Below are 13,227 nucleotides of genomic sequence, written 5' to 3'. Positions count from 1 at the left end.
CCCAGTGCGGGCGCGGTTTAGTACGGGTTGTCGTTCCCGCAGCCGAGCATGATCTCGGTGCTGGAGGCGGCGTCGAGGTCGTCGACGAACTCGATCTCGTCCTCTTCGACCTTCGCCCTGGGGGCGATCTTCACTGCGACGGGCGCCATGGTGGGTGTCACCTCCTTCCCGTGGTCTCGGTGTGCTGGCAATAGCGGTTCAGGGGCGCGCCCGCCTTGCGGTACAAGGCGGCGAGCGGCATACACGTGCTGCACGACTTGCTGAGGGTGCAGCCGGCGCAGCCGCCTTGGCGCCCCAGCGCCCGGTCGGCGATGTCGCCGAGCCGGGCCAGGCCCGCGACCCCCTCGGACATCAGGGAGATCAGGCGGTCGCGGGAGACTTTGCAGACGCTGGCCATGCCGTAAGGGTCGACGTGCAGGGAGGTGTGGCCGGCGTCGCAGCCGGTGAACGGCTTCCGATTGCGCAGGTACGCCATCGCTTGGGATGACAGGGACTCCGCCCCGCCGTAGATCGTCGGCGACATGTGGGAGTACTCACGCGTCACGGCGCCGTACCGCTCGCCGAGCGCGTGCATCGCTTCAACCTCATGCACGTTGTCCCCGGTGACGATGACCGTCAGCTCCAGCGGCAGCCCCGCCTCGTGCGCCGCGTTCAGCCCGCGCATGAAGTGGGCCCAAGATCCGCGGCGCTGGGTCAGGCCGTCGTACGTCTCCTCCGTGGCTCCGTAGACGCTGAGCGTCAGCCGGTACGGGCGCTGGGCCGTGAAGAGGCCGAGGAGCAGCGGGTTGTGGAGGCGGGAGCCGTTGGTGAGGACCTCGATCATCATCCCAAGCTCGTACGCCAGGGAGTAGACCGCGGCGAAATGTCGGTCGATTGTCGGCTCGCCGCCAGTCAGCTGAAGCCAGACCACTCCCGCGTCCCGGAGGACGTGCAGGAGTTTCTCCCGCTCATTCCATTCGAGTCCGGCGAATTCCTTCAAGCCCAGGTAGCAGTGCTTGCAGGCGTAGTTGCAGCCAAGGTTGAGCTCGTACGAGGCGCGGCCGTGGCCGTACGGGGACAGATCTCGTACCAGCAGCGCGGTCTCGGCGCGCGTGTTCGTCAGGTCCAGGGCCCACTGCCGGAGTACGGGGCCGCATAGCCAAGCGGGGACTTCGCCGCCGGCTGTGACAATCTGCTGGAGCTCAAGGTACCGGTGCGCCGGGATTCTCATCCCCTTCGCGCTCCCCGGGCGTAAGACGTAGTAGTCGCCCAGGAACGGGGCGACGATCAGTTCGTGCACGGGACCCTCCCGTTGTTGAGGGGGAACTCGTAGTCGATGCCCATCGCGCCCAGCGTGAGCGCGGTACGGCGCTCTCTCTGGCCCCACTGCTCCACGCGGCGCTCATGCGCGAGGACGTAGGGGCGTACGAGGGCAACTGCGTGCCCGTCGAGGGGACGGAGCCGCTCGCGTACGTGATCGGGCAGCGGACGCCGCGTGTACGCCGCGGGTTCCGGAAGCACAGGCTTCGGAAGTTCGGGGGCGGTGGGTAAGAGACAGGCCGCAGCCCGACGCGCCGCCGAGTGCAGCAGGCGCCGGAGAGAGGGCCCTAACCAGATGGAGAGGCAACCGATAAGGTCGCGCATTGCGTCATCAGCTCCTACTTAGCTGTTGGCGTCTGCCCGGCGGTCGTTGCCTCGGCCGCCGGGCGCTGTGGAGGGAAAGCTCCAGGGATCAGGTGTTGCTACCGGGTCGCTTCAGACGGGCGTCACCCCCGGGCGGTTGGCGTTCCGTGGATGCTCGGCGCGGGTCTTGCCCAGCAACAGCCGCCCCTCGGTGACCCGCTGGGTGATGTACGCGTCGACGGCTTCGATCGGAGATCCGGGGGCGAGCGGGTCAAGGCCGACCACGACGGTGACCGTTCCGCCGTCGCAGACGAACCGCGCCCACTGGCCGCCGATCGGTACGTGGAGGAGGTAGTCGCAGTCGTCGAGGCTGAGCAGCGCGTCCGCGGATCGGTACATGAAGAGGCGGGGCCCGATGTCGGGGAGGGGCTTGTGCGGTTCAGCGAGGGTGAGGGCGTGGGCCAGTCCGCGCATGCGCGCCTCGATCACCTGGGGCGACTCATCGGGGCGCCGCTCGGGTGGGTGCGCGATCAGGAGAAAGGCGACGTGGCCGGCCTGCGTGACGTCGATCCAGAACCACGCGGCCACCGAGGCGAGGAGTCCGGCGCTCGGGGCGATGGTGACGGGCGCGGTCCGCTCCGCGGTTTGGATCAGCACGAGGTCACCCCCGCTGGTAACCCCAACCGCTCCTCGATCTTGAATTCGGTCCATACGGTCTTGCCGTACGGGACGCACGGCTCCACCCCCCATCCGTCCGCCAATGCGTCGACGAGCAGCAGACCGCGTCCAGAGGTGTCCTCTGGTGTCGGGGACTGCACATGCGGTTTCCGCCGTGTCAGGTCCCGCACCTCGATACGTAAGCGGCCCTCGGCAAGGGAGATCTCGACGTCAAAGTGCTCGCCTTCCGGCCCCGCGTGGAGGATCGCGTTCGTTGCGAGTTCGGACAGGCAGTACAGGGCGTCATCGGAACGGTCGGTGATGTTCCACTCGCGCAGTACGCGGCGTAAGAAGGTACGGGCTTCGGGTACTGCCGCATCGGCTCGGGGGAACCGGTGCGCCACCGGTCTTGGCATGTGCAACTCCCTCGCCTTCACGGTCGGTTCGCTCATCCAGGCAACCGCTGCACCGTGTCCGGGGGTACCGTCGAAGGGGGTGGCACAGGGTGGCAGTTGAACTACGCGCCGCAGCGAAGGGGTAAGGGCTGAACATGACGTCACCGAACACGGATCTCGCACGGTGGCTTGAGCGGTCCGGCATGAGTAACAAGGAATTGGCCCGACGCGTCAAAGCCGCAGCTCAGACATGGGGGCAGCCGCACATCCAGCCGGACGCCACGGCCGTACGACGCTGGCTCGGCGGACTCCAGCCACGTCAGCCCGTCCCGGAGATCATCGCCGACGTGATCTCGGCCGGCGTCGGATTCCGGGTCACGACGTACGACCTTGGTTTCGCCGAGGGCGGCAGTACGGACCGCTCGCTCCTCTACAACGCCGACTTCGCCGTTACGGTGGAAGCCGTTGCCGACTTGGGGAGGGCCGACGTGGATCGTCGCAAGTTCCTGGCAGCGGCGCCCTTTGCCGCAGTCGCAGCCGTCGGGCCATCGCGCGACTGGCTGCTCAGCACCCTTGACCAGCACCCCGAGCCCGGACCGCGTGTACGCCTCGAAGACGTCACCGCGGTGAAGAACATGTTCGGCGAGTTCCAGAAGATGGACGTGCTCCAGGGCGGCGGCTCAGGGCGTCTCATCCTCGCCGAGTACATGAACCAGCACGTTTACCCGCTGCTCCGCCGTACGCACTCCGACGACGTACGGCGCGCGCTGTGCGAGGCCGCCGCCGAACAGACGTACCTGCTCGGGTGGATGGCATACGACAACGGCGAACACGGCACCGCGCAGCGCTACTTGATTCAGTCCCTGCGCTTGGCCGAGGAATCGAAGAACGCCGCCCTCGGGGCGCATGTCCTGGCGGGCATGGCCGACCAGGCCACGCTGCTGGGCAACCCCGAGGAAGGACGGAGGCTCGCGCAGGCCGGCCGCGCCGGGCTCGGTAAGAGCACCTCCCCCGCGTGCCTCGCGGACCTGTGGGCGCTGGAGGCCCGCGCGCTGGCGAAGCTCGGCGACAAGAGCGAGGCGGCGCGTGCCGTCGCCCAGTCGGAGACGGCGTACGGCCGCGTTCGGATGGAAGACGAGCAGGAGTGGGCGGCGTTCATCGACCCTGCATACCTGCATGGCGAGCACGCGAACACCTTCCGGGACCTGGGGGAGGCGGACACCGCCGAGCAGCACGCGCGTCAGTCCATCGACCACGCCCGCAAGCAGCGGCGTGCCCGACGGGGCGCCATGTCGCAGGCGGCCCTCGCCGTCTCGCACCTTCAGCGGCGCGACCTTGAAGCGGCGCACGCGGCGGGGCTGCGGACGCTCTCGCTGTCGCAGCAGGTTAAGAGCTCCCGGTGCGTCGAGGCGGTGCAGGACCTGCAACGCCGTATGGAGCCGTTCGGGACGCATCGACTCGTCGCCGACTTCAACGAGCGGGCACGGGAGCTGGTCGCCGCGGCGTAGCGAGTCCGCACAACGACAGAGGCGCCCCCCGTCTCCGGCACTTGGCCGGAGGCGGGGGCGCTGTGTGTCTGGGGTGGGCTAGAGGATGGCGACGAGGACCGCGGCGACGGCTGCGAGTGCGGCGATAGTGAGCCAGGGCCATTGTCGGGATTCGAGGCGGCGGAGGCGCTCCTCGTGGTCGTCGAGCTGCTCGTTGATGCCAGCGAGGCCGTCGAGCTTGCCCTCGATGCGGCTGACGCTTTCGCGGGTAGCGCGGAGCTCGCCGTACATCTCGGCGGCGGTGATGGTGACGACCGGAGCGGGCTGCTCGTCGGTCACGGGTTGCCGCCCGTGGCTGTGGTCGGGCGCGTGTCGTAGGGGGTCTCGGTGACGCCGGGGCCGTCGCTGCCCACGAGGGAGGTGGCCACCAGGATCTAGCGAGGGGGTACCGGGCTTCAGCCCGGTAGGGAATCGCTTCTCAATCCTGCTCTGACCCGCGTCGTGGGCACGGGTCCGCACTGTTGACCCCGGCCGGCTGCGGCGGGCGGTTCTGGTTCTCGATGTACCGGCGCATTGTCGCCAGGGGTGCCCCGCCGACGGACCCGGCGAAGTAGGAGCCGGACCACAGCTTGTTGGCTCGGTAGTAGTGCTGGACGAGGTCGGGGAACTCCTGGCGCATCCGGCGCGATGAGACGCCCTTGAGTGAGTTGACCAGCTTGGAGACGGCGACCTTGGGCGGGAAGTTCACCAGCAGGTGGACGTGGTTGGACTCGCCGTTGAACTCGGTCAGCTCGGTCTCGAAGTCGGTGCACACGGCCCGCATGATCTCCTCCATGCGGGTCAGATGCCAGTCGGTGAAGACGTGGTGCCGGTACTTCGTCACGAAAACCAAGTGGGCATGCATGAGGAAAACACAGTGCCGACCAGTCCTGATTTTCTGACGCTCAGCCATAACCCAACCGTAGTACGGTGATCGCTGTGCAGCTTCGCTTCCAGTACCGCGCCTACCTGACGCCGGGCCAGCGCATCAGCGCCAACCGGGTGTTCGGGTGCAAACGCGTGGTCTGGAACGACGCACTCACTCTCCACAAGCCGCGCAAGGCAGCGAACAAGCGGCTCGGCAACCCGAAGGCGCGCACGGCCGAAGGGCCGTACTGGACGATTCCGAAGGCCACCGAGCTGGGCAAGCTGCTGATCACCACCGCGAAGAAGACCCCCGAGCGGGCGTTCCTCGCCGACGCTCCGGTCGGCGTCCTCCAGCAGACCCTCCGCGACCTGGACAAGGCGTGGAAGGCGCATGAGGACTCCAAGACCGGCAAGCGCAAGGGGCCGAAGGCCGGACCGCCGCGCCACAAGTCCCGCAAGGACAACCGGCAGACCGCACGATTCACCATCTCCGACCGGTTCAAGGTGCTGGCCGATGGCAGGCTGAGGCTGCCGAAGATCGGGGACGTGCGGATCAAGTGGTCCCGCGATCTTCCGTCGGTCCCGTCGTCCGTGACCCTGATCAAGGACCGCTCCGGCCGGTACTGGGTGTCCTTCGTCGTGGATACCGATCCGGCCGGCGACGTGCTCCCGCCCGTCGATGGTGACCAGGGCATCGACCTGGGACTGACCCGCTTCGCGGTGCTGGCGGACGGGACGCACATCGCCAGCCCGAAGTACCTGCGGCGGGCGGAGAAGAAGCTGAAGAAGCGGCAGCGTGAGCTGTCGCGGAAGAAGAAGGGATCCAGCAACCGGGACAAGGCCCGGATCAAGGTCGCCCGCGCTCACGCCGCAGTGGCGGATGCGCGCCGCAACTTCCACCACCAGTGGTCGAACAAGCTGACGTGCGAGAACCAAGCCGTCTTCGTGGAGACCCTGAACGTGCGTGGCATGGCGCGTGGCCGCCTCGCGAAGAGTGTGCATGACGCCGGATGGGCACAGTTCGTGTCCTTCTGCGCGTACAAGGCGATCCGCCGGGGGCGCACCTTCGTCAAGGTCGCCCGCGACTTCCCGTCGTCTCAGATATGTTCCGCTTGCGGGCACCGCGACGGCCCCAAGCCGTTGCACGTCCGCACCTGGACGTGTTCCCAGCCGACCTGCCGCACCCGGCATGACCGGGACTGGAACGCGGGCAAGAACGTCCGCCATGAAGGCCGCCGCATCCTCGCGGCGACAGCACCACCCACCCCCGGACCGGGGGCCTCACGCCGGTAACGGCGGCGAGTAAACGCCTGCGGAGCGCACGTAAGACCAGGCAGCAGCCCGGCAGCGCGCACAACCCCCACGATCGTGGGGAAGAACCAGGAACCCACCCGGAGCGGGCCGACCTCACCAAGAGGACCACCCGCAGACGGAGAATCCCCGCCCTTCAGGGCGATCGGAGGAGGTCAATGCGTGGACAGAACACCTACGCTTTACGGTCCTGGTGCCGACGGTGCTGGTTACCGCCGCCGTGGCCGGTCTGCGGGTGGTGCGGTGGGCGGCTCCCTTGGCGCGTTGGCACGGGGCCGGCTGCCCAGGAACCGTCGGCCGTTTCGTCGGAGTCGAGCACCTCCTCGCCGTAGAGATCCCGCAGCCAGTTGGATTGGTAAATGGTGTCGAGGTAGCGCTCGCCGAGGTCTGGGGCGATGGCCACCGCGGTGAGTTCACGCGTGTCATGGTCGGCCAGCCAACGCATCGCGCCGCTGACGACCGTGCCGGTGGAGCCGCCGAACAGGAATCCGCGTCTGGCCAGACGATGGCAGGCACGGATGGTGTCCGTCTCCTCGACACGTATCACCTCGTCCACGTAGGACTCGTCGAGCAGCGGCGGACGCATGCTCATGCCGAGACCGGGAATCATGCGGCGGCCCGGCGCACCACCGAAGATCACCGAGCCGACGCTGTCCACTGCGACGATCCGCACCGGCCGGTGCCACTGGCGGAAGTAGCGTGCGCAGCCCATCAGAGTCCCGGTGGTGCCGACGCCGACGAACAGTACGTCCAGGCGCGGGAAGCGCTGGATGATCTCCGGCGCCGTCTTGTGGTAATGCGCCTTCCAGTTGCCCGGATTGGTGTACTGACTGAGCCACACGTACCGGTCATCGGAATCGCACAGCGCGCGGACGTAGTCGATCCGCGCGCACAGGAAGCCGCCGCCGACGTCCAAGTCGGCGATGGTGTGCACCCGGCTGCCCAATGCCTCCATCAGCAATCTGGTCGACAAGTTGCAGCGGGAGTCCGTCACGCACAGGAACCGGTAGCCCTTGCTCGCCGCGATCATGCTCAGCGCCACGCCCAGGTTGCCCGACGAGGACTCGACCAGGATCGACTCCGGCTTGATGACTCCGTCCCGCTCGGCGGTCTCCACCATCTCGGTCGCGGCCTTCAGCTTGATCGAGCCGGCGAAGTTGAAGCCCTCACACTTCAGGAACAGGGAGCGCCCGAAGATGGGCCGAAGGTCGACATAGAGCTGTGCTTCGTTGAAGGCATGGGGAGCGGATATGACGGGCACGACGGCCTCCTCCTCATCTGCAGCAGGACTTTCGGAACGTCCCTCCGGCCGTGGCCAGAGCTGAAGGCCTCTCGGACGGTCATCCGTACCTGCTCAGTTCGTGGAAGAAGTCGTCGATGACGTGCAGCTCTCCGGAGCGGACCACCTCGTCGTATACGTACTTGCCGACCGCGAGGTCGAGCACCCCGAGGCCGAAAGGCGAGAACACCACCGGCCGGTCCGCCGGCACCGTCACCCGCCCGGCCATCACGTCGTCCAAGGTGCCCTGCAGGAAGTCCCGGTTGCCCGTGAGCTGCTCGGTCAGATGCGGCGAGGTGTCGGCCTTCAGACAGTGCTCGACGTCATCGACGATGTTGGTCGAGGCGAGAACGATCTCCGGCGCGAGGTCGCGCAGCGACACGTGCAGAACCACAGGATTGTGCGAGAACCACGTAGGGTCGCTGACGTGCGGCTCACCGGCGACGGTGGCGAAGACCACCAGGTCGCTGAAGCAGATCAGCCCCTCGGCGCTGTCGTGCACCGTGATCCGGCCTGTGGTGCCCGACTGCTCGAGATAGCAGCGGAACCCGGCCGCGCTGTCGGCGGACAGGTCGTGTACGCCGATCTCGTCGAACGACCAGCCGCTGCCGGCCAGGAACGCGTGGATGTAGCGGGCGATCAGGCCCGTCCCGAAGAACCCGACGCGCGTGGGCCGTGGCCGGTCCCGACTGAGCCGGTCCGCGGCCAACGCCGCCGACGCGGCCGTCCTGGTGGCGCTGATGATGGAACTCTCCAGGCAGGCGAACGGGTAGCCGGTGTTCTGGTCGTTGAGGATCAGCACGGCGGACGCCCTCGGGATGCCGGCCTGTACGTTCTCCGGGAAGCTGGAGATCCACTTCACGCCGTCCACCCGTACGTGCCCGCCGATCGAGGCCGGCAGCGCGATGATCCGGGAGGACGGGCGGTCGGGGAAACGCAGGAAGTACGACGGCGGGTTCACCGAGTCACCGGCGCCGTGCAGCCGGTAGGCGGCCTCGACCAACTCGAGGATCTGCTTCTCGCGCCCCTCCAGCACCTGCTGGACCTGGGCACCGGAGATCACCGCGAAGGGTGGCACGGTGTGCGGCTCGGTTGTCGCGGACGCCGTCACGGCGGTGGGGATGGTGGTCATCGGACGGTCACCTCGACGGTCGGCGAGCAGTCGGACAGTCGCACCGAGTCGGCCATCGCGACGAGCACGTCGCGCGATCCCTCGAAGGGCTCCCGGCTGTGCGCGGTGCGTATGTTGTCGACGAGCATCAGGTCGCCGGCCTGCCACGGCTCGCGTGCGGTGTTGGCCTCGTAGACCTCGTTGAGCAGCTGCACCACGTCCTCGCCGATCGGGTCGCCGCCTCCGAAACGGGTGTTGAACGGCAGCCCGTCGGCGCCGTAGACCTCGACGAGGTACTCGCGGACCTCGGGGGCCAACGTCCACTCGTTGAGGAACGCGATCTGGTTGAACCAGCAGCGCCGGCCGGTGACCGGATGGCGCACCACGGCGCTGCGGCGCTGCCTGGTGCGCAAGGCCCCGTCGGGTTGCCAATCGAACTCGATCGCGTTGGCACGGCAGTAACTCTCGACGGCGCCCCGGTCGTCGGTGCCGAACGCCTCGGTCACGGACGCCCCGATCTCGTCGTTGTAGCTGCGGGTGAGCAGCCAGCCCTCCCGCTCGAACCGCTCGGTCAACTCGGTGGGCAGCTCCTCGAGCACGGTCGCCGCGTCGGCCACTCCGGTCGCCCCGCCCTCGGTGGGCGCAGTGAGGCAGGCGAACAGCATCAGACCGGGGAACTCCAGCGTGTAGCTCAGTTCGTGGTGCATGCACATCGGCTGGTTCGGCGGCCACTGCGCCGAGGAGTACACGCCGTCGGCGTAGATCCGCCGGAGCGCGAAGGCCTCCCTCTCCGTCATCAGCCCGGTGCTCAGCCGCTCGAAGACGGCACCGGTCCCGGCCACGTCGCGCAGCCCGAGGCCGCGGACCAGGACACAGCCATGCTCGGCGACGACGGCGCGCAGCGCGTCCCGGTGCTCGGCTGCCCAGCTCGGCGCGTCGCCGGGGGTCTCGGCCCGCAGTATCGGAGGACGGCCGGGTTGCAACTCGACGTCGTCGAGCAGCGACGTCGGGGATATGGAGGACATCCTGATTTCCTTTCAGTGTGCAGCTGTGTGTGCCGCTCAGGAAGAAGGCAGTAGTTCGGCGGTGCGCAGCACGGCCTGTGCTGCCTCGGTCGGACGGGTGCGCAGGAAGTAGTGGCCGCCCTCGGCGAGTTCGTGCAGGTCGACGCGGACCGCGAGGAGTTCCCAGTCGCGGTGGCGGCGCCGGTGATCAGCCGTGATCGGGTCGTCGGTGGCGACCACCACGGTGACCGGCGCGGACAGCTTCACCGCCGGGGGAGTGTCGAGGACGTGGGCGAAATAGCGGTGTGCGGACACGCAGTCGTGCCGGTAGGCGGCACCGACATGCTCGGCGCGCTGCGCATCCAGCTCATGGAGCTCGGTGTAGCCGCTGCCCGTGCTCAGCTTCGCGGCGATCTCGGCGTTGCTCTGCCCGGTCAGCTCGGTGACGGCGTCGCGCCGGTCAGCGGCGTTGCCGAGCAACTGCGCGCCGAGAAAGACCCGTTGGACATCCACCCCGCGCTCCTCCAGCTGCCTGGCGGTCTCCACGGCGAAGGCCGAGCCCGAGGAGTGACCCCACAGCAGTACTCCGGGCAGGCCACGTTCGGTGATCTCGGCGACGACCTGCGCAACCACGTCCGCCATCGGCGCGAAAGGCTCGCTCTCGGCGGCCACGTCGTGACCGGGCAGCTCAACGGCGTAGACCGCGATCCCACTGTCCAGCAGCGCCTTGGCCATCGGCTGGAAGTTCACCGCGTTGCCGCCGGCGTAGGGGAAGCACACCAGGGCACCGGCTGGCGCACCCTCCGGTTCGGACAGCGACTGAAGCAGCCCGGAACGCCGATCGGACCTGCCGTCGACCAGCGCGGCCAGATCGGCGAGGACCGGATGACGGGTCACGTCCTTGAGCGATACCGCGCGGTCCAGGGTGATCACCAGCTTCACGGCCGACAGCGATGTGCCACCCCGGCCGAAGAAATGGTCCCGTCGATCGATCTGAGCCTGCGGGATGCCGAGCACCTCCGCCCAGGCGGCCGCCAGCCGCTGCTCGGTCGCTGTACCCGGCGCGTGGTGACCTTCCTCGTAGTCCTCGACGACGTCGAGTTCTTCCGCGAGCGCCGCCAGCGCCCTCTTGTCGGTCTTGCCGTTGGCGGTCAGCGGCAGACTCTCCCGCCAGTGGAAGGCCGACGGCACCATGTACTCCGGCAGCGACTCACCCAGCCGGTCCCGCAGGTCCTCGGCCGGGAGTGATCCCGGGCCGGAGTAGAAGGCCACAAGGTGCTTGCTCCGGTCGGGCCGCTCGGCGACCACCACCGCGCCGTCGCGGACACCGGGCACCTGCAGCAGGGTGTTCTCGATCTCGCCGATCTCGATCCTGAAGCCACGGATCTTGACCTGGGTGTCGCGGCGTCCGAGGAACTCCAGCTTGCCCTCGGGCAGCCAGCGACCGTGGTCGCCACTGCGGTAGAGCCGGGCGCCCTCGCGGTGCGGGTCGGGCATGAAGGCCTGCTTGGTGCGGTCGGGGTCGTTGACGTATCCGCGGCCGACGCAGACGCCGGAGAAGACGATCTCGCCGGGGGCGCCGAGCGGCACCGGTGACAGTTGCTCGTCGACGACGTAGACGTGCACGTTGCTGACGGGGGGACCGAGCGGGACCCGTTCGCGGTCCGGCACCCGGTCCATGACCTCGTGGTTGGTGTCGTCGGAGGTCTCGGTCAAGCCGTACGCGTTGACCAGCTTGATGTCGGGCTCGGCCGCGAACCAGCGCTGTGTGAGCTCCTTCTTCAGCGCCTCACCGGTGACAGACACGTACCGCAGGCCGGGCAGCTCGCGCGGGTGCTGCTCCAGATACGTCAGTACGACCTCGAGGTACGACGGCACGACCTGGAGCACGGCGACCCGGCCGCGGGCGATCTTGTCCACGAACCGCTGGACGTCCAGGATCACCTCCTGCTCGACCAGCAGGGTCCGCCCACCGACCAGGAGCGCGGACACCAGTTGCCACAGCGAGATGTCGAAGCACTGGGGGGCGGTCTGGGCGACCACCTGCCCCTCGCCGATCTTCAGGTCGTCGATCTTGGAATAGAGGTGGTTGACCATGCCCGCGTGCTCGCACATCGCGCCCTTGGGCTCTCCCGTGGAGCCGGAGGTGAAGTAGATGTAGGCGAGTTGGTCCGGCGCGACGGCGATGCCCAGGTCGTCGTCGGCATGGCCCTCGTCGTACGCCGTGCCGACGAGGAGCTTCCGGACCCCCGGTAGCGAGTCCAGGGCCTGGTCGAGCGAGTCGGTGCTGCCGGGTTCGGTGAGCACGAGCCCGCACTCGGCGCGGGAGAGCATGGCCGCGATGCGGTCGGCCGGGAAGTGCGGTTCGACGGGCAGGTACGCGCCTCCGGCCTTGAAGACCGCGAGGACGGCGGCCATCCAGTCCAGGTTTCTCTCGGTCACCACCGCGACGACACCTTCGCGCCGCAGCCCCCGCGCCAACAGGGCTCGTCCCAGCTGGTTGGCACGTGCGTTGAGCTCGTGGTACGTCCACTGCCGGTCGCCGTGCACGGCGGCGACGGCATCCGGGTGCAGCCTCACCCGCTGCTCGAACAGCTCGTGCATCCGGGCGTCCGGCAGGGTACGGCACGGTCCGGACAGCCCTTCGAGCTGGAACCGGAGCTCATCGGTGGAAAGCAGGCTCTGCCGCGCGTGCTCGGCATCCGGATCCGTAGCGATGAGCGCGAGCGCGTTGACGTGGTAACTGGCGATCCTGGCGGCGTAGTCCGCGTCGAGTACGTCGGTCCGGTACCGCAGTCGCAGCACGGATCGGCCACCGTGGTCCGAGAAGCCCACCCACAACACGGTGTCTCCGGCGAGATCGCCGCCGACGCCCGTCGGACGGGGATCGAAGGTCGGATTCGGATCGAAGACGGTCTCGATCGACGGTTCGGTCAGGCCTAGCTCGCGCCTGAGTGAGTCGACCGGAAAGTCCTTGTGCGACAGCAGTTCCGACGCGACGCGATGGGTGTCCACCAGCAGCGCCCGCCACGATGGGGGTGCGGTCGTCAGCCGGCAGGGCAACGGTCGGCCGCCCTCCTCGGCGACGTAGCCGGTGGTGACGTCGTGCTCGCCGGACAGCGCGGCGAGTACCTTGGCGTGCGTGGCCAGCATCACGGAGTCCAGCGGCATCGTGAGGTCCTCCGCCAACCGGCGCAAGGCGCCCATGACGTCGTCCGGGATCGTGGCCTCGTGCTCGTCGACGCCCGTCATCGGATGGAGCGTCCACCGCGGGATCGTGGTGGATCCGCCGGCGGCGAGCACACCGCGCCAGAACTCCTGGTCCGCTTCCACTCGCCTTGCCATCGATCTGTCCCTCTCCGCTCACCGTGGCCACCATGTCTGTCGCCGCCGGCCAGGGCGGCTCCACTGTCGTCGTTGCTCTCGGCAGACCGGCAGACCGGCGTGTCCAGCCAGGTGAGCCCGCTGACCGAGA

Annotated in this window: 13 protein-coding genes; 2 read left to right on the top strand and 11 right to left on the bottom strand. The window is 68.4% G+C overall.

Features of this window, described 5'->3' with window-relative positions; genetic code table 11:
* Nucleotides 1–17: 17 nt before the first annotated feature.
* The 5 genes from ACKTSN_RS29805 to ACKTSN_RS29785 form a co-directional block, all read right to left on the bottom strand.
* The gene (locus ACKTSN_RS29805; RefSeq protein WP_409471925.1) at nt 18–149 is read right to left on the bottom strand and encodes a hypothetical protein; all 132 of its coding nucleotides are present in this window, start codon (nt 147–149) and stop codon (nt 18–20) included.
* Nucleotides 150–157: 8 nt separating this feature from the next.
* Nucleotides 158–1,279, bottom strand: coding sequence for a radical SAM protein (locus ACKTSN_RS29800; RefSeq protein WP_409471924.1), 1,122 nt, complete (start codon nt 1,277–1,279; stop codon nt 158–160).
* Nucleotides 1,267–1,500 (bottom strand): hypothetical protein, encoded by a 234-nt coding sequence (locus tag ACKTSN_RS29795; RefSeq protein WP_409471923.1) that lies wholly within the window; start codon nt 1,498–1,500, stop codon nt 1,267–1,269. Before ACKTSN_RS29795 ends, ACKTSN_RS29800 begins: the two co-directional genes overlap by 13 nt.
* A 234-nt stretch (nt 1,501–1,734) precedes the next feature.
* Nucleotides 1,735–2,259, bottom strand: coding sequence for a hypothetical protein (locus tag ACKTSN_RS29790; RefSeq protein WP_409471922.1), 525 nt, complete (start codon nt 2,257–2,259; stop codon nt 1,735–1,737).
* Nucleotides 2,253–2,663 carry an ATP-binding protein gene (locus ACKTSN_RS29785; protein WP_409471921.1) on the bottom strand — a complete coding sequence of 137 codons (411 nt, stop codon included), beginning with the start codon at nt 2,661–2,663 and terminating at the stop codon, nt 2,253–2,255. The genes ACKTSN_RS29790 and ACKTSN_RS29785 overlap by 7 nt, the downstream gene beginning before the upstream one ends.
* Nucleotides 2,664–2,809: 146 nt before the next feature.
* Here ACKTSN_RS29785 and ACKTSN_RS29780 point away from each other — a divergent pair, with 146 nt between their 5' ends.
* Complete coding sequence (locus ACKTSN_RS29780; RefSeq protein ID WP_409471920.1) at nt 2,810–4,162, top strand: transcriptional regulator; 1,353 nt, start codon at nt 2,810–2,812, stop codon at nt 4,160–4,162.
* Between the two features lie 78 nt (nt 4,163–4,240).
* Here ACKTSN_RS29780 and ACKTSN_RS29775 read toward each other — a convergent pair whose 3' ends face one another.
* Nucleotides 4,241–4,480, bottom strand: a complete 240-nt coding sequence (locus ACKTSN_RS29775) for a hypothetical protein (RefSeq protein ID WP_409471919.1) — start codon at nt 4,478–4,480, stop codon at nt 4,241–4,243.
* Nucleotides 4,481–4,619: 139 nt separating this feature from the next.
* Complete coding sequence (gene tnpA / locus ACKTSN_RS29770) at nt 4,620–5,093, bottom strand: IS200/IS605 family transposase (RefSeq protein WP_409471918.1); 474 nt, start codon at nt 5,091–5,093, stop codon at nt 4,620–4,622.
* Between the two features lie 26 nt (nt 5,094–5,119).
* Here tnpA and ACKTSN_RS29765 point away from each other — a divergent pair, with 26 nt between their 5' ends.
* Nucleotides 5,120–6,340: an RNA-guided endonuclease InsQ/TnpB family protein gene (locus ACKTSN_RS29765; RefSeq protein WP_409471917.1), complete on the top strand. Its 1,221-nt coding sequence runs from the start codon at nt 5,120–5,122 to the stop codon at nt 6,338–6,340.
* Nucleotides 6,341–6,533: 193 nt separating this feature from the next.
* On the opposite strand, the gene sbnA is transcribed toward ACKTSN_RS29765, so the two are convergent.
* From sbnA to ACKTSN_RS29745, 4 genes are all read right to left on the bottom strand, one after another.
* Entirely contained in the window at nt 6,534–7,619 is a 1,086-nt protein-coding gene (gene sbnA / locus ACKTSN_RS29760; protein ID WP_409471916.1) for a 2,3-diaminopropionate biosynthesis protein SbnA, read from the bottom strand.
* A 79-nt stretch (nt 7,620–7,698) separates the two neighbouring features.
* Nucleotides 7,699–8,769, bottom strand: a complete 1,071-nt coding sequence (sbnB, locus tag ACKTSN_RS29755; RefSeq protein WP_409471915.1) for a 2,3-diaminopropionate biosynthesis protein SbnB — start codon at nt 8,767–8,769, stop codon at nt 7,699–7,701.
* Complete coding sequence (locus ACKTSN_RS29750; RefSeq protein ID WP_409471914.1) at nt 8,766–9,773, bottom strand: TauD/TfdA family dioxygenase; 1,008 nt, start codon at nt 9,771–9,773, stop codon at nt 8,766–8,768. Before ACKTSN_RS29750 ends, sbnB begins: the two co-directional genes overlap by 4 nt.
* A gap of 36 nt (nt 9,774–9,809) precedes the next feature.
* Nucleotides 9,810–13,097 carry a non-ribosomal peptide synthetase gene (locus ACKTSN_RS29745; protein ID WP_409471913.1) on the bottom strand — a complete coding sequence of 1,096 codons (3,288 nt, stop codon included), beginning with the start codon at nt 13,095–13,097 and terminating at the stop codon, nt 9,810–9,812.
* Nucleotides 13,098–13,227 lie beyond the last annotated feature (130 nt).

This window comes from Streptomyces flavusporus (assembly GCF_046267975.1).
GTDB lineage: Bacteria > Actinomycetota > Actinomycetes > Streptomycetales > Streptomycetaceae > Streptomyces > Streptomyces flavusporus.
The sequence above is the reverse complement of the archived record's forward strand: the minus strand, read 5'-3'. Positions and strand labels throughout refer to the sequence as shown.